18 protein-coding genes and 1 riboswitch are annotated in these 22,731 nt (G+C 38.4%); of the genes, 15 read left to right on the top strand and 3 right to left on the bottom strand.

The annotated features are described in order from the left end of the window. The first annotated feature begins 250 nt into the window (after window positions 1-250). Complete coding sequence (locus C9J34_RS15790) at window positions 251-1,402, top strand: response regulator (RefSeq protein WP_107841145.1); 1,152 nt, start codon at window positions 251-253, stop codon at window positions 1,400-1,402. Window positions 1,403-1,436: 34 nt separating this feature from the next. On the opposite strand, the gene C9J34_RS15785 is transcribed toward C9J34_RS15790, so the two are convergent. After that, window positions 1,437-1,781 (bottom strand): hypothetical protein, encoded by a 345-nt coding sequence (locus tag C9J34_RS15785; RefSeq protein ID WP_107841144.1) that lies wholly within the window; start codon window positions 1,779-1,781, stop codon window positions 1,437-1,439. 135 nt (window positions 1,782-1,916) lie between these two features. On the opposite strand from C9J34_RS15785, the gene C9J34_RS15780 reads away from it, so the two are divergent. From C9J34_RS15780 to C9J34_RS15760, 5 genes are all read left to right on the top strand, one after another. Then, entirely contained in the window at window positions 1,917-3,137 is a 1,221-nt protein-coding gene (locus tag C9J34_RS15780) for a carboxylate--amine ligase (protein ID WP_107841143.1), read from the top strand. Next, window positions 3,134-3,835 carry a cysteate racemase gene (gene cuyB / locus C9J34_RS15775; protein WP_107841142.1) on the top strand — a complete coding sequence of 234 codons (702 nt, stop codon included), beginning with the start codon at window positions 3,134-3,136 and terminating at the stop codon, window positions 3,833-3,835. The genes C9J34_RS15780 and cuyB overlap by 4 nt, the downstream gene beginning before the upstream one ends. A gap of 140 nt (window positions 3,836-3,975) precedes the next feature. Beyond that, the gene (locus tag C9J34_RS15770) at window positions 3,976-5,151 is read left to right on the top strand and encodes a DEAD/DEAH box helicase (RefSeq protein WP_107841141.1); all 1,176 of its coding nucleotides are present in this window, start codon (window positions 3,976-3,978) and stop codon (window positions 5,149-5,151) included. A 14-nt stretch (window positions 5,152-5,165) separates the two neighbouring features. Further along, the gene (locus C9J34_RS15765) at window positions 5,166-6,395 is read left to right on the top strand and encodes an aminopeptidase (RefSeq protein WP_107841140.1); all 1,230 of its coding nucleotides are present in this window, start codon (window positions 5,166-5,168) and stop codon (window positions 6,393-6,395) included. A gap of 2 nt (window positions 6,396-6,397) precedes the next feature. After that, entirely contained in the window at window positions 6,398-7,195 is a 798-nt protein-coding gene (locus C9J34_RS15760; protein WP_107841139.1) for an SGNH/GDSL hydrolase family protein, read from the top strand. A 96-nt stretch (window positions 7,196-7,291) separates the two neighbouring features. On the opposite strand, the gene C9J34_RS15755 is transcribed toward C9J34_RS15760, so the two are convergent. Then, complete coding sequence (locus tag C9J34_RS15755) at window positions 7,292-8,926, bottom strand: glutathione ABC transporter substrate-binding protein (protein ID WP_107841138.1); 1,635 nt, start codon at window positions 8,924-8,926, stop codon at window positions 7,292-7,294. 698 nt (window positions 8,927-9,624) lie between these two features. Between C9J34_RS15755 and nikC the strand changes: the two genes are divergently transcribed. The 6 genes from nikC (at window position 9,625) to C9J34_RS15725 (ending at window position 18,078) form a co-directional block, all read left to right on the top strand. Beyond that, entirely contained in the window at window positions 9,625-10,515 is an 891-nt protein-coding gene (gene nikC, locus C9J34_RS15750; RefSeq protein ID WP_107841137.1) for a nickel transporter permease, read from the top strand. A 13-nt stretch (window positions 10,516-10,528) separates the two neighbouring features. Then, the gene (locus tag C9J34_RS15745) at window positions 10,529-11,494 is read left to right on the top strand and encodes an ABC transporter permease (protein WP_107841136.1); all 966 of its coding nucleotides are present in this window, start codon (window positions 10,529-10,531) and stop codon (window positions 11,492-11,494) included. A 26-nt stretch (window positions 11,495-11,520) separates the two neighbouring features. Then, the gene (locus tag C9J34_RS15740) at window positions 11,521-12,555 is read left to right on the top strand and encodes an ABC transporter ATP-binding protein (protein WP_107841135.1); all 1,035 of its coding nucleotides are present in this window, start codon (window positions 11,521-11,523) and stop codon (window positions 12,553-12,555) included. Continuing rightward, window positions 12,527-13,540 (top strand): ABC transporter ATP-binding protein, encoded by a 1,014-nt coding sequence (locus C9J34_RS15735; RefSeq protein WP_107841134.1) that lies wholly within the window; start codon window positions 12,527-12,529, stop codon window positions 13,538-13,540. Before C9J34_RS15740 ends, C9J34_RS15735 begins: the two co-directional genes overlap by 29 nt. Window positions 13,541-13,837: 297 nt before the next feature. Continuing rightward, window positions 13,838-14,998 carry an exonuclease SbcCD subunit D gene (locus tag C9J34_RS15730; RefSeq protein ID WP_107841133.1) on the top strand — a complete coding sequence of 387 codons (1,161 nt, stop codon included), beginning with the start codon at window positions 13,838-13,840 and terminating at the stop codon, window positions 14,996-14,998. After that, a complete protein-coding gene (locus tag C9J34_RS15725) occupies window positions 14,995-18,078 on the top strand; it encodes an SbcC/MukB-like Walker B domain-containing protein (RefSeq protein ID WP_107841132.1) in 3,084 nt (1,027 codons plus the stop codon). The genes C9J34_RS15730 and C9J34_RS15725 overlap by 4 nt, the downstream gene beginning before the upstream one ends. A 250-nt stretch (window positions 18,079-18,328) precedes the next feature. Here the strand turns inward: C9J34_RS15725 and C9J34_RS15720 are convergent, their stop codons facing one another. After that, the gene (locus C9J34_RS15720) at window positions 18,329-18,655 is read right to left on the bottom strand and encodes a magnetosome magnetite crystal formation protein family (RefSeq protein ID WP_107841131.1); all 327 of its coding nucleotides are present in this window, start codon (window positions 18,653-18,655) and stop codon (window positions 18,329-18,331) included. 217 nt (window positions 18,656-18,872) lie between these two features. Here C9J34_RS15720 and C9J34_RS15715 point away from each other — a divergent pair, with 217 nt between their 5' ends. From C9J34_RS15715 to C9J34_RS15705, 3 genes are read left to right on the top strand one after another with little or no spacing between them, the layout of a single operon-like run. Continuing rightward, entirely contained in the window at window positions 18,873-19,625 is a 753-nt protein-coding gene (locus C9J34_RS15715) for a DeoR/GlpR family DNA-binding transcription regulator (RefSeq protein ID WP_107841130.1), read from the top strand. Continuing rightward, the gene (gene pfkB / locus C9J34_RS15710; RefSeq protein WP_107841129.1) at window positions 19,622-20,533 is read left to right on the top strand and encodes a 1-phosphofructokinase; all 912 of its coding nucleotides are present in this window, start codon (window positions 19,622-19,624) and stop codon (window positions 20,531-20,533) included. The genes C9J34_RS15715 and pfkB overlap by 4 nt, the downstream gene beginning before the upstream one ends. Before the next feature lie 13 nt (window positions 20,534-20,546). Then, window positions 20,547-22,418: a PTS fructose transporter subunit IIABC gene (locus tag C9J34_RS15705; RefSeq protein ID WP_107841128.1), complete on the top strand. Its 1,872-nt coding sequence runs from the start codon at window positions 20,547-20,549 to the stop codon at window positions 22,416-22,418. 66 nt (window positions 22,419-22,484) lie between these two features. After that, window positions 22,485-22,592: riboswitch (TPP riboswitch) on the top strand. Window positions 22,593-22,731 lie beyond the last annotated feature (139 nt).

Raw genomic sequence — 22,731 nt, 5'->3', positions numbered from 1 at the left:
AGTCCGATATAGTATATATGTTACATTAAAAAGTAGGCTTTACCAAGGGGTAATATATTAGCATAAAAATTACAAATTAATACTTTTATTATTGTTTTTGGTTTCTTATAACTTTCTTACTGCAAAGGAGAATATCATTTTGCTTTATTTACCATTTCGAAAGGGTAGGTGGCAAAGTAATAGGTTAGTGATGACAGCAACGACTATTCGAAATGATAGACTGAGATTTATGAGCAAGAGGGGGCATTTCATGAGAGTCATACTTATAGATGATGAAGCTTTACCAATCAAACACTTAAAAAAATTATTAATCAATTGTGAAATACGGCCAATTCAAGTTGTTGGTGAATTTATGAATCCACTAGAGGCGTTAAAAAATATAGCAACATTACAGCCGGATGTTGTATTTTTAGATATTCAGATGCCTGCTCTAAATGGCTTAGAGCTTGCAGAAAAAATACAAGCGATTCAGCCCGATGTCGAAATTGTTTTTATTACAGCATATGACCGTTATGCAATCGATGCATTTAATGTACATGCAATTGACTATATGCTAAAGCCTGTACGCAAAGAACGATTACATAAAACAATGGAGAGGTTACAAACTATTATCTATAGTCATCAGCATATTACCAAAAATAATAGCATCTCACTTCAGCTTTTTGGAGGGGTAAAAGTTGTATTAGCAAATGGACAAATACAAGCTATGAAGTGGCGTACAGCGAAAGCGAAGGAAATTTTTTCTTACATGGTATTAAATCATGAAAAAACCATTTTAAGAGACACATTACTCGAGATGTTTTGGGCTGGAGTAGATGTTAATAAAGCTGTTAATCAGTTATATACAACGATTTCTACAATTCGTCACACACTAAAAAAATATAATTTAGAGGATATTCATATTTCAAGCCCAGTATTTGATTCAGGCTATCAACTACAGCTAGGAAATATACTGATTGATGTCAATGAATGGATGAAGCAGCTGAAAGCATTACCACCCCTTTCGATTGATACATATAAGCAACATGAGCAAGTAGTTAACGCATATGAGGAACATTTATTAAGTGATTGTGATTATATTTGGGTGGAAAGTGAGCGAGAGTATTTAAAGCGGTTGTGGCTTGAGCATGCTATACAGCTAAGTAAATTTTATATAAACGAGAAGAAATATACATCCGCAATTGCAGTTGTTAGGAAACTGCAAAAGCTAAATGTAGATGAAGAATCACATTATTTTACGTTAATGAAGTTATATGACGTGATCGGTGATGCAAGCTCTGTTGAACAGCAATATACATTGCTCAAGCAAACGTTGAAAGAGCAGCTGACAGTAGAGCCTGATAAAGAAATAACGGGCTGGTTTGAACAGTGGCAACATCGACAAGCTAAGTTGAAAAGTTAAAGAGGGCAATAGGTAGGTTGTCCCATTGCTCTCTTTAAAACATTTGGGGTAGAAATTCTTTTCTAAAAAGCGGGTTTTTTCGCAACCATATTTTGAGAATCATACGATGTGTGAGTAGCTTATGTCTTTTGCGCGGCTTTGATTTTGCTTCTTGCAAGCTTTGCAATAAAAGGCATGTTTCAGTCGCGCAAGTTTGTGGCTCAACGAGTACGTTTAGCTGATAATCAATTAGGCCTCTTGCTTGTACTTTTGCGAGCAATTTCGCAAAAGAGCTATTCATTTCAGCGTGTTTTTCCTCTAATGCTAAATGGATGAGTATGTCTAATGTTTGCTTGATTTCTAATTCTAATGCTTGTAACGGCTCGGCAGATTGTTTCATCGTATCACCTTAATGTTTTGGATATACATATAATAACTTGTTTTTGCTTTTTGTAGGGAGTTTTTTACGTAACGAATGCTTAAAATATGATACACTAAAGCGTATACTACAAAATTAAAGAGAGTTGAAAAAACAATGGAACAACCATTTTTACCAATATTATTAGGTTCAGATATGAATGCTTACGGTATGGCCCGTTCTTTTTTTGAGGCATACGGTATTCGTCCGCTTGTATTGGGACGCTCGCATTTAACAGCTACACAAGATAGCGATATTTTAAAATTCCAAGCAATTGACCGCTTAAACGAAGAGGATGTTTTTTTACCTGCACTAGAAAAAATCGCACAGCAATATGAAGGCAAAAAACTTTTATTATTAGCATGTGGTGATGATTATGCGAAATTAATTATTAAAAATAAGCCTGCACTACAGCAATATTTTACAGTACCATACATTGATGAAGAGCTAATGGATCAAATTTTATTGAAGGAAAACTTCTATAAAATGTGTGATAAATATGACTTTAAATATCCAGGTACAACGACGGTCACAGTGGAAAACTACGAGCAATTTGAACCTCCCTTTAGCTACCCAATTATTATTAAAGCTTCGAACTCAGTAGCATACTGGGCATGCTCATTTCCAGGAAAAAAGAAAGTGTTCGTGGCGCATGATGAGGCGGAGAAAACAGCCATTTTAAAAGCGATTTATCAATCGAGCTATCAGGACACATTGATTATTCAAGAATTTATTCCAGGCGATGATTCTTATATGCGTGTGCTGAATGCATATGTAGGAAAAGATGGAAAGGTGAAGCTTATGTGTTTAGGAAACCCTATACTAGAAGAGCATTCACCAGAGGGAATTGGTAGCTACGCGGCGATTATTACGACGTTTGATAAAGAGTTAATGGATCAAGTTCGCATCTTCTTGGAGGATATTGGTTACACAGGGTTTGCCAATTTCGATATGAAGTACGATACGCGTGATGGGCAATATAAGCTATTTGAAATCAATTTACGTAATGGGCGTTCAAGCTATTATGTAACAGCAGCAGGTTATAATTTAATGAAATATGTAGCAGATGATTATATGCTGAACATTAAACAGCAGCTAACATATGCAGATAATCCACATTTATGGATGATTATTCCGAAAGGTGTATTATTTAAATATGCTTCAAATGAAAAAATGAAGATGGAAGCGAAAAGCTTGATTCGCCAAGGTAAGTTTACAAATTCATTATTTTACAATAAAGATATGAATATAAAACGTTGGTCAAAGCTGACACTCAACAGCTTAAATTATTACCGTAAATATAAGAAATACTTTAACAATAAAGGGTTGAGCGAGTGATGAAAAAGACACTTGGCATTATTGGTGGTGTTGGTCCACTTGCGACAATGTTTATCGGTGAAATGATTGTACGCCGCACGAAGGCAAGTACGGATCAGGAGCATGTTCATATCATCATTGATAACGATACGACGATTCCTGATCGTACTGCCTATATTTTAGATCAAACGAAGCAAAGTCCTCTTCCTTTTTTACAACGAGATGCAAAAAAGCTTGCTGCATATGGAGCAGATATAATTTGTATCCCCTGTAACACAGCACATACATTTTATGCGGAGATGCAAGGAGCTTGTCCTGTACCGATAGTACATATGATTCAAGAAACGGCAAAGCGTGCACGTGAGCTTGGGGCAAAACGTGTCGGTATTTTAGCAACAGACGGTACACTTGCTGCTGAAGTGTATCAGCAAGCATTATTGGAAGTAGATATTCAGCCAATTATCCCGAAAAAGGAAGTTCAACAGCAAGTGATGTCTGTTATTTATGATTATGTGAAGTCAGGTAAAACAGTAAGTAAAGAGCTGTGGCGACCAATTGAAGAGGAGATGCTACAGCAACAGTGTGATTTTATTGTTTTAGGTTGCACGGAGCTATCGATTATTAATAAAGAGCTACGTTTAGGTAGCCGTTATATCGATTCGCTACTGGTACTTGCTGAAGTGGCGATTATTGCATGTGGCTATGAGGTATCAAATTAAGAAAAGCACCAAATATTATAAAAGATGAGGCTAGAGAAAAGGAGCTTTTTTTCACATCTGCTCCTCCCGCTAGCCTATTTTTTGTGAGGAAATATGATACACTTACTAATACAGTAAGTAAAATAAAGGTGGGTATAATCATGTCGGCGATTCAATTATTGAATGAAACGTTACAAAAAAAATGGACATTTGAACATGAAATGAAAATCCAGCAAGAAATGATTCCTGCGATGTTAGATGGCAAAGATATTGTAGCAGAATCACCTACTGGCTCAGGAAAAACATTAGCCTATGTGCTACCAATTTTAAACAAGGTCAACGGTAGTAAAAAGCAAACACAGGCACTGATTGTTGCACCATCTCAAGAGCTTGCAATGCAAATTGTTAATGTTATTCGTGAATGGATTGAAGGAACGGATATTACCGTGCAACAATTAATCGGTGGTGCGAACTCCGCACGCCAAATTGAGAAATTAAAAAAGAAGCCAACCATTGTTGTTGGTACACCTGGACGTTTAAACGAGCTAGCCCGTGCAGGAAAGCTGAAATTAAAAGAAGTTGAAATGATTGTGCTTGATGAATGTGATCAGCTATTAAGCCGTGAATATCGCGTTGTTGTGAAATCATTTATTGATGGTGCAGCGTTTGGACGCCAAGTTGTCGTCGTATCAGCAACAATCACGGAGGAAATTGAAATTGTAGCGGAGCGACTCATGTTTGAACCGATACATATTAAAATTAAGCCTGAAGATATGGTGAAGGTGGGCAAAATTGTTCACTCTTATGTAAAAGTAGATGAGCGCGATAAAACCGATTTACTACGTCGTTTATCAAATATTTCAGGTGTACGTGCATTAGCCTTTGTTAATAACATCGACCAAGTCTTGATGAAGCAAAATAAATTAGCCTATAAAGATGCGCCAATCGTTGCACTTCACTCTGATATGAAGAAGGAAGAACGTCAAAAAACGCTGGAGGCATTCCGCAAAGGGGAGGCACGCATTTTAATCGCTACAGATATTGCAGCACGAGGGTTAGATATTTCAGGTTTGACGCATGTACTCCATGTAGATGTTCCACGTACAATTGAACAATATACGCATCGTTCTGGGCGTACAGGGCGCGCGGGCGCTGATGGTGAAGTATTGACACTATTATCATATCGAGATGAAAAAACATATAAAAAATGGCTGCGTGAATTAGAGCTTAAAGCGGTGCAAAAAGTATGGCATAAAGGGGAGCTTATTGAAGGCAATACGAAAACAATTGCTGCACCTACATCGAATGAGAAAAAAGGGAAAAAATTCAATAAGTAAAAGGGGAATGTACGATGATATTTGAGGAAAAATTAGCTGAATACGCAGAACTGGCTGTGCGTGTCGGTGTCAATATTCAACAAGGTCAATATTTATTAATTAACACATCAACAGATACGCTTGAATTTACGCGCTTAGTTGTGAAAAAAGCCTATGAAGCTGGGGCAGGACGTGTGCATGTTAATTTAACCGATGCAGCATTTGAGCGTGCATTTTTTGAGCATACAACAACGGAGGAAATTGAAAAGTTTCCACAGTGGATTGTTGCACAACGTGAAGAGTTAATTGCCCGTCAAGGTGCGTTATTATGGATTGATGCAGAAGATCCAGATTTATTAGCAGGTATTGATGTAACGAAGCTTGCAGCACAGCAAAAGGCATCAGGCAATGCACTTGTTAACTATCGAAAAGCAGTGATGAATGATGATATTGCATGGTCGATTATTGCTGTGCCATCTGCAAAATGGGCTGCGAAAGTATTTCCAAGTTTACCAGCGAATGAGCAAATAAATGCTTTATGGGAAGCCATTTTTGCAACGGTGCATATCGGGCAAGGGAATGCGGTAGAACAATGGCAAAACCATGTAGCTAGCTTAGAGGCGAGAGCAGCTAAATTAAATAGTAAAAAGTATAAAAAACTACACTATAAAGCATCAGGTACCGATTTAACAATTGAACTGCCAGACAAACATATTTGGCAATGCGGGAGCAGCAAAACACCACAAGGTACAATATTTATTGCCAATATGCCGACAGAAGAAGTATATACATTGCCAGCGAAATACGGTGTAAATGGGACGGTATCTAATACGAAGCCACTTGTTTATAAAGGCAATATTATTGATCAATTTATGTTGACGTTTGAAGCCGGTAAAATCGTGAAGGCACAAGCAGAGACTGGCAATGAATTATTACAAGAGCTAATTAGTGCAGATGAAGGCTCGGCTTATTTAGGAGAGGTTGCTTTAGTTCCACATGAGTCACCAATTTCAGCATCAAATATTTTATATTACAACACATTGTTTGATGAAAATGCATCAAACCATTTAGCGATTGGTGAAGCATATCCGACATGCTATGAAGGTGGTCGCGAGCTTGCACAGGGACAGCTTGAATCACTAGGTATTAATACATCGATTACGCATGAGGACTTTATGATTGGCAGTGGTGAAATGAATATCGATGGGGAATTAGAAGACGGCACATTAGAGCCAATTTTCCGTCAAGGAAGCTGGGCATTTTAAAGATGAAAAAATGGCTTGTGTTACTTTTGCTAGTAGTTGGTGCCACAAAGGTGCAAGCACAGGAAGTGTATATTCCATTAGGTGATTCTCTAGCAGCAGGGCAAACGCCTTACCGCCAAATTGATACAGGTTATACCGATTTAATTGCACTTAAATTAAGCCAAGAACTGCAATTTTATTCAAAGGAATTAACATTTCCAGGCTATACAGTAGCGAATGTTTTGCAGCGTATCGAGCAACCTGATGCACAAAGCTTATTGTCAAAGGCGACGTTAATTACGATTTCAGCAGGTGCGAATGACTTATTGCAAATTGTTCAGCATCGGCCAGAAGCTGGCACATTAACGTATTCCCAATTAGCTGCTGACTTTTCATTAAATCAAGTACGGCAAAAGGTAGATGTGCTTTTACAAAAATTAAAGGATGTTGCACCGAATGCTGAAATTTATGTGATGGGCTATTATTTTCCATATCCCAATGTACACGAAACACAAAAAGTTGGAACAGCACAACAACTTGATTTGCTAAATGACATTTTGCAGCAGCAAGCGGAGGCACATGGAGCATATTTTATCGCAGTTGAGCAAAACTTTAATCAATATTTACCGAATTATGCAGATGTCCATCCCACGATGGAAGGCTATTTAGTGATGGCTAATGCATTTTTAGCACAATATAGTGGGAAGCTTTTAAACAAAGCTATGCTACCAGAGCCCAATCCAATTGGGTTTGAACAGCTCCTACAAATGAATGAAAGCAATAAAGATTTAGTGGAGGATTTGCGAATGAGCCCTTATTAATATATGGACTCTTCAATCCTCTTGAATAAAAAAGTGAAGGCTGTTTGGAACGTCATGTGTTAGCATGAGCTCCAAACAGCCTTATTACTTAATTACTTATTTGTTAATTTTAACATCTTGTAAGTGATACATGCTGTCAGATGTTACACGGAAGCCTGTAACCTTGTCAGATACACCTGTTAAAATAGATGGGTGTAAAACGAATGCCATAGGTGCATCCTCTGAAATCAGTTGGATTGCATCTTTGTAAAGACCTAAACGTGCATCTTGATCTGCTTCACGACGACCTGCGTCTAATAGCTTATCAACTTCTGCGTTAGAATAGAATGAACGGTTACCTGGGTCACCGTGCTGTGTAGAGTGGAATAATGCATATAGACCGTAGTCAGCATCACCTGTGCTATTTGACCAACCTAAGATGAACATATCATGTTCACCAGCAGCCGTTTTCTCTAAATATGCACCAAACTCCATTACTTCAATGCTTACATCAATGTTTAATTGTTTTAAAGCATCTTGTAAAACAACAGCAACATTTTGACGAACTGGGTTATCATTTGTCCAAAGTGTTGTTTTAAAGCCATCAGCATAGCCTGCTTCAGCAAGTAAAGCTTTTGCTTCTTCAATGTTGAAGTCTGTTGGCGTTACATCTTCTGTGTAGCCAAAGATTCCTGGTGAAAGTGGGCTGATTGCCGGAATACCAAAGCCTTCATAAAGACCATCAATTATAGTTTGACGATCAATTGCTTTTGAAATTGCTTGACGTACAAGCGGGTTATCAAATGGTGCTTTATTTGTATTAAAGCCAACATATGTTAAAGAGCTCGATGCTGTTTCATCAACTGATGCAACACCTGAAGCATTAACATTTGCTACTTGAGCTGGTTCAACAGTACCAATAATATGCGCATTACCTGATTGTAGCTCAGCAACACGTGTAGCCATTTCTGGAATAACTTTAATTGTTACACTATCAACATGTGCTGGTGTACCCCAGTAATCTGTGTTTTTAGCAAGTTTAATTTCGTTACCTGGTACCCAAGATACGAACTTGAATGCACCAGTACCAACTGGGTTTGTACCGATAACAGAGCCTGCAAGTGTATCACCAGAGATTGCTGCATAGTCTTCATCAATCGATTTTGGAGAGATGATACCGCCACCGTTATGTGTTAAGTGAGCAAGTAATGGTGAGAATGGGTACTCTGTTACAAATTGTACAGTCGTTTCATCAATCACATTTACTTCTGTTACCATTTCGTATAAAAATGCACGTGGAGAAGCAACTACAGGATCTAAAAGACGATCAAAGTTTTTCTTTACTGCTTCCGCATTAAAAGCTTCACCATCATGGAAAGTTACGCCAGTGCGTAGTTTAAATTCCCAAGTTAAATCATCAACTTGCGTCCATGACTCCGCTAAGCCAGGAGCTAGTTCGCCGTTTGCATCACGAACAACTAAAGTTTCATAAAGTTGACCTTGGACGTTTGAAGATGGAACGTCATTTGAACCGTGTGGGTCTAATGATGAGGCATCTGATAACTCAGCAATAATTAAATCGCCACCGCCCTCAGCTTCTGTTTCAGTAGTACCTTCTGTTTGAGAGCCCTCTCCCTCATTTGAAGTATTACCTTTTTCTGATTCTTCTGATTTACCGCCACATGCTGCTAAAACAAGCGTTAGCGTTAAAGTTAAGAAAAGTAGCCATAGTGACTTTTTTGAAAATGCCATGTGGAAAATCCCCCTTCAAAAATTATTCTAGAATATTACGAGACTGTAATCTCTGGTTAGAATATACCACACCTATTTGTTTGCAGGCAATAAATTGTTTAAAAATAAAGATTTTTCTTTTAACTTCTTGTCGTGAATGCTTTTTATTACTTCAAATATCGAGTAATGAAAACCCTTTCAAAACGTGAATTTATTAGGATTTTAATAATAAAAAACAGCGAATTTTATTAAAGTAATTATTCGGCAAAAAGTAATATTATATTTTAGAACAATTAAAAAACTATTGAAAATGCGTTGTATTCATATATATACTGTTATTCATACTAAGTAATCTTTATCTTTGATTCAGCAATATTTTCTGCAACGAGTAATCGCAAGAGCAATTTCTTTTGTGAAAATGCAATAACAGCGTATGCATAGTAGTAGCAACAAGCTTTATGCCACAAGTGATAAATGCATATATTTTCTTTTTATGAAAGCAAGGCATTAGCACTAATAAATATTTGTTAACATCTGCAATGATGTAGTGAGACCAATATTTAATAAATGTAGGCATGAACTCTTGCTGAATAAAGATGAGATTTTGTCGGTGTTATAGATTTTTTCACATGTGCTTGTAAAAATCTGAATGAGGGCAGTTAAGGCACAAGAATAAATCAAATAATCAGAAGAATTTGATTAATGAAAGGGTGATCACAATGAGCGTGCAAACTGAAAAAGTTACAAACGCAACAAGAAGTAATCCACGAGTAGAAGCTTTTAAAACCTTCTCTAAAAGATTGCTGAAAAATAAGGCTGCAGTAGTTGGAGGCTTAATTATTTTATTCATCATATTAGTTGGTATATTCGGACCGCTGTTTTTAAAAACAGACCCTAATGCACAAAACATAGTGAATAAACTCCAGCCACCATCAAAAGAGCATTGGTTTGGAACAGATAATTTTGGTCGAGATATATTTACTCGTATTATTTTCGGTACACAGCTTACATTGAAAGTTGGATTTTTATCCGTATTTATTGGAGGCGTTATTGGTGTCGTATTAGGAATTGTCGCAGGTTATTATGGTGGCATAGTAGATACGATTACAATGCGTATAATGGATATTTTACTAGCTTTCCCAGGTATTTTATTAGCATTAGCAATCGTGTCTGTATTAGGTGGTAGCTTAACAAACGTAATTATTGCGGTAGGTATATTCTCCGTACCCGCATTTGCCCGAATTGTTCGAGGCTCCACGCTACAAGTGAAAAAGCTGGAATATATAGATGCTGTGAAAGCGCTCGGTGCAAGTGATGGACGTATTATTTTCTTACATATTTTACCGAATATTATGTCGCCGATTATTGTTCAAGCAACGATGCGTATTGCAACAGCTATTTTAACTGCCTCTGGTTTAGCTTTCTTAGGTCTAGGTGCACAGCCGCCTGATCCTGAATGGGGAGCGATGTTAAATGATGGGCGTACTTACATGCATAACGCAGGTCATATGGTAATGTTCCCAGGTATGATGATTGTCATTGTAGTATTAGCATTTAATATATTCGGAGATGGTCTACGTGATGCACTAGATCCAAAAATGAAGCAATAAAGGAGGGGCAGCTATGACAAAATATATTATTCGTCGTTTGTTACAAACGATTCCAGTATTAATTGGGGTATCGATTTTAGTATTTTCATTGATGTTCCTTATTCCAGGGGATCCTGCACGCGTAATGGCTGGTGAGGGAGCTTCAGAGCAAACAATTGAAAATTTACGTGAAAAATTAGGATTAAATGATCCGGCATACGTCCAATATGGACGCTTTATGTCAAGCGCAATAAAAGGTGATTTAGGAAATTCAGTGCGTACAGGACGTCCTGTAATGGATGAAATTTCAACACGATTTTGGGTTACTGTTGAATTAGCAATATACTCAACGATTTTAGCCGTATTTATCGGGTTAATTGCAGGTATTGTGTCTGCTGTACGTCATTACACATTGACAGATATTTTCATTATGATTATCGCATTATTTGGTTTATCGATGCCGAACTTCTGGCTCGGCTTAGTATTAATTCAATGGTTCGCATTAGGTAATTTACCATTCGATACGGACATGCCGAAGTGGTTGTTCGATATTATTCACATGCGACCATCTGGTTGGGGAGAATCGTGGCGACAGATGGTGCTGCCAGTTATTACTTTAGGTACTGGGGGAGCAGCGATTATCGCTCGTATGACACGTTCTTCTATGCTAGAAGTTATTGGACAAGATTATATTCGTACTGCTCGTGCAAAAGGGGTTTCAGAGCGTATCGTTATTTACCGTCATGCACTTAAAAATGCATTAATTCCTGTTGTAACAGTAATTGGGCTTGAGTTTGGTGGTTTCTTAGGAGGAGCGGTATTAACAGAAACAATTTTCGCAATTAACGGAATGGGACGTTTAACAATTGATGCGATTAGGCAAAGGGACTTCCCAATTGTACAAGGAACCGTACTCGTCATTTCGGTTATTTTCGTACTTGTAAACTTGCTCGTAGATGTTTCATACAAATTATTAAATAAACGAATCGACTTGAATTAGTTTAAAGTGAAATGAGGTGAATCATTGTGACACAACAATTAGAAAATATTTTAGAAGTAAACAACTTACAAACAGTTTTTACTACGGATGGTGGCGAGGTACGAGCTGTTGATGGCGTTAGCTTTGTCGTACCAAAAGGGAAAACGATTGGTATTGTAGGAGAGTCAGGATCAGGTAAAAGTATTACATCTTTATCTATTCTTCAACTTCTTGCGAAAAACGGAAAAATAAAAGAAGGTGAAATCCTTTTCAAAGGAAAGGATTTACGAAAACTGACGGATAAACAAATGCGCGATGTTCGTGGAAATCAAATTTCAATGATTTTCCAAGAGCCAATGACTTCGTTGAACCCTGTTTATACAGTAGGTCAACAAATAAGTGAAACATTAATTATCCATAAAAAGATTTCAAAACAAGAGGCGATGAAACAATCTGTAGAGATGTTGAAGCTTGTAGGAATTCCTTCGCCTGAGAAGCGTGTAAAGCAGTATCCGCATGAGCTTTCGGGGGGGATGCGTCAACGTGTAATGATTGCGATGGCCCTCGCTTGTGATCCGGAAATTTTAATTGCAGATGAGCCAACAACTGCACTTGACGTAACGATTCAAGCACAAATTTTAGAGCTTATTCGAGATTTACAAAATCGTTTAGGCATGTCTGTTATCATGATTACGCATGATTTAGGTGTAGTCGCAGAAACATGTGATTATGTAGCTGTTATGTATGCAGGTCAAGTAGTGGAATATTCGGATGTACGTTCACTATTTAAAAATCCGAAGCACCCATACACATTAGGACTATTAAATTCATTGCCACGTCACGATGTGGATCAAGAAAAACTCATTCCGATTAAAGGTATGGTTCCTAGCCCGCATGATATGCCTATAGGCTGTCGCTTTGCACCGCGTTGCCCAGTAGCTACGCAGGGCTGTCATAGTAAGCCACCAACTCTTGAAAGAGTAGCAAATAACGAGCAAATTCGTTGCTGGATGTATTCAGATGAGTGGGATGGCGATTCGGAGGTGACGCTATATGGCGAAAAAAGAACTGTTAAAGGTTGAGGGATTAAAGCAATATTTCCCTATTAAAGGTGGTTTTCTTGGTCGTACAGTAAACCATGTAAAAGCACTGGATGGCGTTTCATTTACAATTTATGAAGGTGAAACTGTAAGTATTGTAGGGGAATCTGGCTGTGGTAAATCAACAACTGGACGTGCTATTCTGAGATTAGAAGAGCCTACAGAAGGTGTTGTAGAATTCCAAGGCACAGATTTAACGAAAATTTCAAAGAGAGAAATGCGTAAGTTCCGTAAAGATTTACAAATTATTTTCCAAGATCCTTACGCGTCGATTAATCCACGACAAACAGTAGCAGGTCTTTTAGGTGAGGCGATGCAAATTCAAAATGTTTTGCCGCCAAACCAGCGTCGTGCACGTATCGAAGAACTTTTAGAAACAGTGGGCTTACGTCCATATCAGGCAGATCGTTATCCGCACGAGTTCTCTGGTGGTCAACGTCAGCGTATCGGTATTGCACGGGCACTTTCTGTAAACCCAAAGCTTATTATTTGTGATGAGGCCGTATCTGCATTGGACGTATCAATTCAAGCACAAGTGCTAAACTTATTAGAGGAATTACAGAATGAATATGGCTTAACATATTTATTTATTTCCCACGATTTAGGGGTAGTACGTCATATTTCAGACCGAATTATCGTAATGTACTTAGGGAAAATTGTGGAGATTGCCGATAAGACGAGCTTATTCGAAAATCCACAGCATCCATATACGAAAGCATTATTATCAGCAATTCCAGTACCAGATCCAGACGCTAAAAAAGATCGTATTATTTTAAAAGGTGACGTGCCATCACCGATTGATCCACCAAATGGCTGCCGTTTCCATACACGCTGTCCATTTGCGACAGACAAATGCCGCACAGAGGAGCCGCAACTGCGCACATCCAACTTGATGAAAGAGGGACATCAAGTGGCATGTCACTATATGGAAGATATTACGAACGGTAAAATGCAACCAAATTATTAAAATGGAAAGCTGTAGGGAGTTGTTGTCCCTACAGCTTTTGTTTTGCTATGAATTTGGCATTGGGTGATGGAGCGTTGTATAACTTCTATTTTTGAATTGAATATCTTGTGTGCGAATTTCACTGCTTAATGTGCGAAAATCAACATTGATTGAGCGAATTATTACTTTTGATTTTATTCGAAAGTAATTCTAAATTTATCGATATGTGCCATCTGATTTGAATTTGTTGATCTTAATTTGCTCCAAAAAAACATCATGCTAAAATAAAAGCAATGATTTAGAGAGGAAGTAACGATAATGAAAATTTTCCATACAGCTGATTGGCATTTAGGGAAGCTTGTGCAAGGTGTTTATATGACGGAGGACCAGCACTTCATATTGGAGCAGTTTATAGCTGCAATTGATCAAGAGCAGCCAGATGTGATTATTATCGCTGGTGATTTGTATGACCGTGCAATTCCACCAGTGGATGCAGTAGATTTATTAGATGACATATTGAGTAAAATCTCATTACAGCGAAAAATTCCGGTTCTAGCTATCGCAGGTAATCATGATAGTCCTACTCGCCTACAATTTGGGCGACAACTCATGCAACGGGCAGGGCTACACATTGTAGGTGATTTTAGTGAACTACAGCAGCCTGTTGTCTTAAATGATGGACATGGCGAAGTACATTTTCACCTTATTCCATTTGCAGAGCCTGCAACAGTAAAGACCGTTTTGCAGGATGAAACGATACTCACCTATGATGATGCGATGAGAAAAACAATTGAACACATTGTATCTAATTTAGATACCAATGCACGGCATATTGCGATTGCCCATGCTTTCGTAACACCAAATGGCGATAAGCAAGATAATACGAGCGATTCGGAACGTCCACTTGCAATCGGTGGCTCGGAGTGTGTGAACGCGCATTATTTTGAACCATTTCATTATACAGCATTGGGACACCTACATCGCGCCCACTATGTGTTGAATGAAACAATTCGTTATGCAGGCTCGCCACTTAAATATTCTGCATCTGAAGCATCTCATGAAAAGGGATTCCTTGTCATTGATTTGATGGCTGATGGTAAAGTAACTGTGACGAAACGTCCGTTTATCCCTCGTCGAGATTTACGCATGGTAGAAGGTACGTTACAAGAGATTTTACAGCATAAAGAGAGTGAGGATTATGTTTTTATTCGCTTAACGGATACGACACCTGTTATAGGGGCGATGGAGCAACTACGCACGGTTTATAAAAATGCATTGCATGTAGAGAGAAAAACGATATTCGTTGAGCGAGATGAAGAGCGAGTAATAATGCGAGATCAACTAGATGAGCGCACATTATTTCAAGGTTTTATGAAGGAAATGACAGGGGAGGAACCTTCGCAACATGCACTTCAGCTATTTGATGAGGCATTGCAGGAGTTGTTAATGGAAGAACGCGAGGAGGAAACAGTGAAATGAAACCAATTCGTTTAACGCTTCAAGCATTTGGTCCATTTAAGAAAAAGGAAGTCATTGATTTTACTGAACTGCAAAAGCATCGCTTGTTTGTTATTTCTGGTCAAACGGGTGCGGGGAAGACGACAATTTTTGATGGCATTACTTTTGCTTTGTATGGTACTGCAAGTGGACAAGACCGCAAAGAAAATAAATCAGTGCGCAGTGATTTTGCTGAGGATGATATACATACAGCCGTGGAGCTAGTATTTGAAGTGCGCGGTAATATATATCGTGTAAAGCGTCAGTTAGCGCATATTAAAAAAGGGCGTAAATCACCAAGCGGAGAAGCGTATGAATTTATGCGTGTGCACAGGGATGGAACAGAGGAAACTGCTGTAGAGCGACAAAAAGTAACGGATATTAACAAAAAAATTGAGGAACTTATTGGCTTAACCTATGACCAATTTAGTCAAATTATTATGTTGCCACAAGGGGAGTTTCGTAAGCTATTAACATCACAATCGGATAATAAAGAGGCGATTTTACGCAAAATTTTTAAAACGGAGCGTTATGGAGAAATTGCTAAGAAACTTGAAGTGAAAAAGCAACAGGCGGAGCAGCAGCAAAAAATGGCGATTGCACGTAGCGAAAGCTATGTTGAACAACTTGCAGGCGCATTGCCAAAGCGCGATTCATTGCTTTTTGAACGGTTACAAGGCGAAGCGAATTTATATCAAATAGATGAGGCTTTGGAGCAGGAGCTGCAGTATTATGAATTGCAGGCAGATGCAGATGCTAAGCATTATAAGCAAGCATTTGCGAAGCATGAGGAGCAGCAAAAGATTGTCATAGAATGGCAGCGCCTAAACGAAAGAATTGAATTGTTCGAAAAAAAACAGCAGGAGCTTGCTACGAAGAAGCTGGAGGAGGCTTTTTTTGAAAATAAGAAGGCACAATATGAGGCAGCTATTAAGGCACAGCAACTTATACCAATTGCTGAACAGTGCACAGAGCTTAAGGAGGAAGTGAAGGATAAAGCTACCAATTTAGCAATATTGTTTACGAAAAAGCAGCAACTACAGGAAACACAGCAAGAGGCATATGCAAAATTGCAGGCAGAAAAAGAGCGAGAAGCGGAACGACTAGCCTATCAGCAGGAGCTAGTGGAGCTAGAGAAGACGAAGCCGCTTTATGAGGAAATCGCACTGTTAACTCGTTCTATAGAAAACTATCAACGAACGCTTAGTGAGCAACAGCAGGAAATGGATAAGCGTAATAAGCAGATTGAAAATTTGAAGTGGCAAATGAATGAACAACAAAATGTTATTGAACAGCAAGAGGAGCAAGTAGCGAGGTTACCAGAGCGATTAGAACAACAGCAGCATCTAAAGGAAGTAGTTGCTTTATTTGAAAAGTTAGCAAATACGGATAGAGCAGAGCAGCAGCTCGCCGAAAACCTTTCATATATACAGCAAAAATATGAAGAAGTGCAAAAGCTTTATGATGAAGAAATGAAAGGCTGGCTAACGAATCAAGCACATATGTTAGCGCTACAATTAGTAAGTGGAGAGCCTTGTCCAGTTTGTGGAAGCGTAGACCATCCTACAATTAACGAAAATGCTAGTGAGCAAATAGATCAACAGCATTTACAGCAATTGAAGGAGCAGGCGACTCAGCTTCACCAACAAGTCCTGCAATTAACGACAGAGCATCATATTGCGGTACAAGAACAAAGTCAGCTGCACACTCAGCTTCAACAGTTCGATGCAGAAAGTAGCGAGGCTCTTTCTTATAGAGCGCGCTATCAGCAAAATAAGGATGAAATCGTGCAATTGCAACAATCAGCAGAAAAACTGGTGATGAATCGTCAACAATTGAAGGCTTTGCAACTTGCCATTACGGAGCTTGAACCACAGCAAAAAAGTAATGAACAACAGTTACAGCAATTAAAAAACACCATCCTTCAGCAGCAAACGGTTTTAGAGCAAAAGCGTCTGTATATACCACCAACAATGAGTAGTCTTACACAATTAGAGGAAGTGTTGGAGCAAAAGAAACAAATGTTACAAACATTGCAGCAAGCGCTAAATAATGCACAGAAAAACTATGATGAGATACAAGCTGAGTATATAAAGGTAACGGAAGCACATACATTATCAACTGCAAGCTATGAAGAATTACAGCAAAAGCTTACAGCTGTAACGAAGCAATTTAACGATAGAAGAGAGGCGCTAGGATTTACGACAGAAGAGGAATTCATTCAGTGCCGACGTACAGAGCAGCAAATACAACTATTGCAGCAGGAATATATGATTTATACGAAGGAACTGCATGCCTTAGCAATATTTGTTGAGCAAGAAGGGGAGCAACTAGCAAATGCTGAAAAGGCTGATGTAGCATCGGCTACAGAGCAATTGTTAGCATTTAAAGAGGCGTATGAAGATGCGTTGCGAACAGCGAATGCCTCGAAAAATTATCAAGAGCTGTGCGTAGAATATAAAGATAAGCTATTACAAATAGCAGATGAAATCTATACATTAACACAAACAGCAAATGAAGTAATTGCGTTGTATAATATATTACGTGGGCAAAATCAAAGAAAAATTTCCTTTGAACGCTATGTACAAATCGGGTATTTAGAGCAAATTACAGAGGCAGCCAATCACCGTCTCAAACATTTATCAAATGGACAATATCAGTTAGTATGCTCGGAGCGTCAAGAGGCACATGGACGTCAAAGTGGATTGAGTTTAGATGTATATGATAGCTACACAGGGCAAACACGCGATGTGAAATCCTTATCAGGTGGAGAAAAATTCAATGCATCCCTTTGCTTAGCATTAGGCATGGCTGACATTATTCAAAGCTTTCAGGGCAATGTACAAATTGATACGATGTTTATCGATGAAGGCTTCGGTTCGCTTGATGAAGAATCTTTAATGCGTGCCATTGATACATTAATCGATTTACAAAAATCAGGGCGCATGGTTGGGGTTATTTCACATGTAACAGACTTGAAGGCAGCGATTCCAGCAGTTTTACACGTTGAAAAATTAAAAGAAGGCTTTAGTCAAACAACAATTAAAGTACCAGGTGTATAGCTTGAAAATTTTGAGTTGAATACTTACATTAAATGTATATAAAAAAGAGGCTGTTGGACGAATTCCAACAGCCTCTAAATTATTTTACTGGTTTTTGTTTTTTATCATTCAGTATTTTTTTGATAATTGGATAAGCAACAGGCGCCCATTTAATAGCTGTTTTTACAATTTTGCCAAGTTTCATAATTGATTCGCTCCTTTGATTTCAGCTTGTATTGGTGTTTTTAGTATACCCAACTAGCCCCTTTTACTAAACATTACGGAATACAAGTACGGCTTGTACGATATTCCAAATGACGAATGCTAAATACAATAGACCATAAAGCAGCATGCCACCAAAGCCTAGGAAAAAGAAAGTCGCGTCTTCTTGAGCCCCTCCAAAAATTGTCGTAAAGATAAAGAAGACACCAAATAGTATACCTAGTACAATCGGAATAATATGTGAAATGAGTGCGCGTTTTGCATGGTAACGAACAGTGTCATCTGTAGAAACTAGCCAAATAATAATCGGTGCTATAAATGGTGCAAAGAAAATACTTAAATAGCTCAGAGCACTTAAAATGTTACGATTCTCCATTAGCTCATCCCCTTTAAAAGTTTAATATCTATACGTATAAATATATACAGAAGTTTCAATAATTATTGATTCATTAGAAAAAAAATTAAAATAACATGAAAAAACATAACTTAAAATGAATGATTTTGATTTATTTTGAATGGTTTTGAAAGAAAGTTGTTGATTTATCTTAAAATTCGAATTAATATATAGGTAAGAACATGTAGGAGGTGGAGAGATGTTAACAGTTGAACGACAGCGCTTAATTCGTGAAGTACTAAAGCAGCAAGATATTGTCACAATGCAGGAATTAATGGATATAACGAATGCCTCTGAATCAACAATTCGAAGAGATTTAATTCAACTAGAGCGAGCAAAAGTATTAAAACGCATTCATGGCGGAGCATCAAGATTACAAGGGAAGTTAGTTGAGCCGAGTGTTTCTGAAAAATCCTCCAAAAACCTCCACAAGAAGAAAGCGCTTGCATCTTTTGCGGCAGGTTTAGTAGAGGACGGAGACTGTATTTATTTAGATGCAGGAACGACGGTTTATGAAATGATTCCATATTTACGGGAGAAGCAGGTAGTTGTTGTAACAAACAGTGCTTATCACCTTGATTTACTAATAGAAAATAATATTAAAACGTATTTGATTGGTGGAGCGATTAAGCATCAAACGAGGGCAATGATTGGGCAAGGTGCAATCATTAGTTTGAAGCAATACCGCTTCGATAAATGTTTTATCGGGGCAAATGGTGTGCATTTGGAATATGGCTATACAACGCCAGATCCAGAAGAAGCAATGATTAAAATAACAGCTATTCGGCTAGCACAAGAAGCTTACGTATTAGTAGATGATTCAAAATTCAATGAAGTGTATTTTGCGAAAGTAGCGGATTTGCAGGAAGCGACAATTATTACAAATGGCATAAAGGAAAGTTTGCACAAAGCTTTGCAAGCACAAACAAATGTAAAGGTGGTTAAAGCATGATTTACACGATGACATTAAATCCATCTATTGATTTTATCGTGGAAGTAGAAAATTTCGAAGTAGGGGTATTGAATAAAATTCAAAAAGAAGCGAAATTCCCTGGTGGTAAAGGAATTAACGTGTCACAAGTGCTGAAGCGATTAGGAACGAATAATAAGGCATTAGGCTTTGTAGGTGGCTTTACAGGTGATTATATTGCGGATGCTTTAAAGCAAAGAGGGATTGTCACAGACTTTGTTGAGGTGCAAGAAGATACACGTATTAATATTAAGCTAAAAACGGGTCAAGAAACAGAAATTAATGGGCAAGGGCCAATGATTCAAGAGCAAGAATTGGCTGACTTATTAAATAAAATTGATGCGTTGACTGCTGATGATGTACTTGTGTTAGCAGGAAGTATCCCGCAGTCTTTACCCGTAACAATTTATGAAACGATGTCGTCAATTGCGACGAAAAAAGGAGCAAAGATCGTTGCTGATACGACAGGAGAAGTGTTGCTAAATGTTTTACCAAATAAACCTTTTTTAATAAAGCCAAATCATCATGAGCTTGGCGAGTTGTTTGATGTGACGATTGAAACGATAGAAGAGGCAATTCCTTATGGCAAGCGTCTTGTTGAAATGGGAGCGCAGCATGTTATCGTGTCAATGGCTGGTGCAGGAGCATTATTATTTAGCAAAGACTTAGCACTTTATGCGAATGTGCCGAAAGGCGTGCTAAAAAATTCAGTAGGTGCAGGCGATTCGGTTGTAGCAGGCTTTTTAAGCTGTTATTTCCGTACAGGTGATGTGCAGCAAGCATTTGCTTACGGGGTAGCATCGGGTAGTGCAACAGCATTTTCACCAGAGTTATGTACGCAATCAGAGGTCGAGGAACTACTTCCTCAAATTAAATTAACAACGATGTAAGGAGGAGAGAAGAATGAGAATTACAGAGCTGTTGAAAAAAGAGACAATGATTTTAAACTTATCATCTACTTCGAAGGAAGCGGTTATTGATGAGTTAGTAGCAAAACTGGATAAGGCAGGCAGATTAACAGATACCGTAGCCTATAAAGAAGCAATTTTAGCACGTGAAGCACAAAGCACGACAGGTATTGGTGAAGGCGTAGCCATTCCACATGCGAAAACGAATGCGGTTCGTACACCCGCACTTGCTTTTGGACGCTCACAGGCAGGCATTGATTATGAAGCATTAGATGGTCAGCCTAGCCATTTATTTTTCATGATTGCTGCTTCAGAAGGTGCAAATAACACACATTTAGAGACATTATCACGCTTATCTATGCTATTAATGGATCCAGCATTCCGTGAGCAATTGATGAAAGCACAATCAGAAGATGAAATTTTAGCATTGATAGATAGTCAAGACCATGAAGATGAGGAAGAGGAAGTAGCACCAGCGCAGACAGAAGCTTCGTCTAAAGGGAGAATCTTAGCTGTCACAGCATGTCCAACAGGCATTGCTCATACGTATATGGCAGCAGATGCATTAAAAAATAAAGCAGCTGAAATGGGCGTTGACATTAAAGTTGAAACGAATGGTTCAACAGGTGTGAAAAATGCGCTGACAGCAGATGAAATTGCCAATGCGACAGCGATTATTGTCGCAGCAGATAAGCAAGTGGACATGGCCCGCTTTGCAGGCAAGCATGTTATTCAAGTTCCTGTAGCGGATGGCATCCGTAAAACACAGCAATTAATCGAGCGAGCAGTAAAGCAAGATGCACCGATTTATCAAGCGTCAGGCAAGCAAGAAAGTGAAGAAAGTAGCAAAGGAACAGGCTTTTACAAACATTTAATGAATGGTGTATCGAACATGCTACCGTTCGTTGTTGGTGGCGGTATTTTAATTGCAATTTCCTTTATGTTCGGTATTGAAGCGTTTGATCCGAATGACCCGTCCTATCATCCAATTGCAGAAGCACTAAATATAATTGGTGGTGGCAATGCATTTGGCTTAATGATTCCAGTATTAGCTGCATTTATCGCAATGAGTATTGCGGATCGACCAGGTTTTGCACCAGGTATGGTCGGTGGTTTGATGGCTGCGACAGGTGGAGCAGGCTTCTTAGGTGGATTGATTGCTGGATTCTTAGCAGGTTATTTAGTGCTTGGCTTGAAAAAACTATTTAGTAAACTACCTTCGTCACTGGAAGGAATTAAACCAGTATTGTTATATCCATTATTCGGTATTTTATTTACAGGGCTTATCATGATGTATGTAATTATTGAGCCAGTAAAAGGAATCAATGAAGTGATTACAGTATTTTTATCCGGTATGGGAACTGGTAACTTAGTATTGCTTGGCTTACTACTTGGTGGAATGATGGCGATTGATATGGGTGGTCCTATTAATAAGGCAGCATTTACATTCGGTATCGCGATGATTGATGCGGGGAATTTTGCACCGCACGCAGCAGTTATGGCAGGTGGTATGGTGCCACCATTAGGTCTTGCATTGGCAACAACATTTTTCAAAAGCAAATTTACGAAAAGTGAAAAAGACGCAGGGAAAACATGTTACATTATGGGGGCATCATTTATTACAGAAGGTGCAATTCCATTCGCGGCGGCAGACCCTGTACGCGTGATTACAGCATCGGTTATTGGTTCGGCTGTAGCAGGAGCATTAACAATGATCTTTGGTATCGGTCTTCCAGCACCACATGGCGGTCTATTCGTATTCCCTGTGGTAGAAGGAAATCCATTCATGTACTTATTAGCGGTATTAATTGGCGCAATTGTAACGGCGTTAATTGTAGGCTTTATGAAAAAGCCTGTAGTTGAATAGTAAAAACGTATTGAAATACAAAAATATATTCAGTACAATAAAGTTGTTCTAACAAATTAATAAACTAATAACCACAAGGGGGGCCGATGAAGTCGGCTGAGATTGTACACTCGTTGTATTGACTCTTTGAACCTGTAAGTTAACGCTTGCGTAGGGATGTGGATAGAAACCGACTTCCAAGCGATGTTAGGCTCTGTCCTAATATCGCTTTTTTCTATTCTTCCACTTGGCTTTAGTGAATAAAAGAAAGACTAACTACATAAAGTCAAGTAAGAAATGAAAAAATCTTTGAAAGTGAGTGGCTCCAAATCAG

This window comes from Metasolibacillus meyeri, from assembly GCF_003049505.1.
Taxonomy (GTDB): domain Bacteria; phylum Bacillota; class Bacilli; order Bacillales_A; family Planococcaceae; genus Metasolibacillus; species Metasolibacillus meyeri.
Note: the sequence above shows the minus strand (reverse complement) of the source record. Positions and strands in the feature narration are given on the sequence as shown.

Coding starts and splice junctions, on each gene's coding strand:
- C9J34_RS15755 (WP_107841138.1), bottom strand. CDS start 8,926: ATGGCATTTTCAAAAAAGTCACTATGGCTACTTTTCTTAACTTTAACG.
- nikC (WP_107841137.1), top strand. CDS start 9,625: ATGAGCGTGCAAACTGAAAAAGTTACAAACGCAACAAGAAGTAATCCA.
- C9J34_RS15765 (WP_107841140.1), top strand. CDS start 5,166: ATGATATTTGAGGAAAAATTAGCTGAATACGCAGAACTGGCTGTGCGT.
- C9J34_RS15715 (WP_107841130.1), top strand. CDS start 18,873: ATGTTAACAGTTGAACGACAGCGCTTAATTCGTGAAGTACTAAAGCAG.
- C9J34_RS15725 (WP_107841132.1), top strand. CDS start 14,995: ATGAAACCAATTCGTTTAACGCTTCAAGCATTTGGTCCATTTAAGAAA.
- pfkB (WP_107841129.1), top strand. CDS start 19,622: ATGATTTACACGATGACATTAAATCCATCTATTGATTTTATCGTGGAA.
- C9J34_RS15770 (WP_107841141.1), top strand. CDS start 3,976: ATGTCGGCGATTCAATTATTGAATGAAACGTTACAAAAAAAATGGACA.
- C9J34_RS15730 (WP_107841133.1), top strand. CDS start 13,838: ATGAAAATTTTCCATACAGCTGATTGGCATTTAGGGAAGCTTGTGCAA.
- C9J34_RS15705 (WP_107841128.1), top strand. CDS start 20,547: ATGAGAATTACAGAGCTGTTGAAAAAAGAGACAATGATTTTAAACTTA.
- C9J34_RS15735 (WP_107841134.1), top strand. CDS start 12,527: ATGGCGAAAAAAGAACTGTTAAAGGTTGAGGGATTAAAGCAATATTTC.
- C9J34_RS15790 (WP_107841145.1), top strand. CDS start 251: ATGAGAGTCATACTTATAGATGATGAAGCTTTACCAATCAAACACTTA.
- C9J34_RS15745 (WP_107841136.1), top strand. CDS start 10,529: ATGACAAAATATATTATTCGTCGTTTGTTACAAACGATTCCAGTATTA.
- C9J34_RS15780 (WP_107841143.1), top strand. CDS start 1,917: ATGGAACAACCATTTTTACCAATATTATTAGGTTCAGATATGAATGCT.
- C9J34_RS15785 (WP_107841144.1), bottom strand. CDS start 1,781: ATGAAACAATCTGCCGAGCCGTTACAAGCATTAGAATTAGAAATCAAG.
- C9J34_RS15760 (WP_107841139.1), top strand. CDS start 6,398: ATGAAAAAATGGCTTGTGTTACTTTTGCTAGTAGTTGGTGCCACAAAG.
- C9J34_RS15720 (WP_107841131.1), bottom strand. CDS start 18,655: ATGGAGAATCGTAACATTTTAAGTGCTCTGAGCTATTTAAGTATTTTC.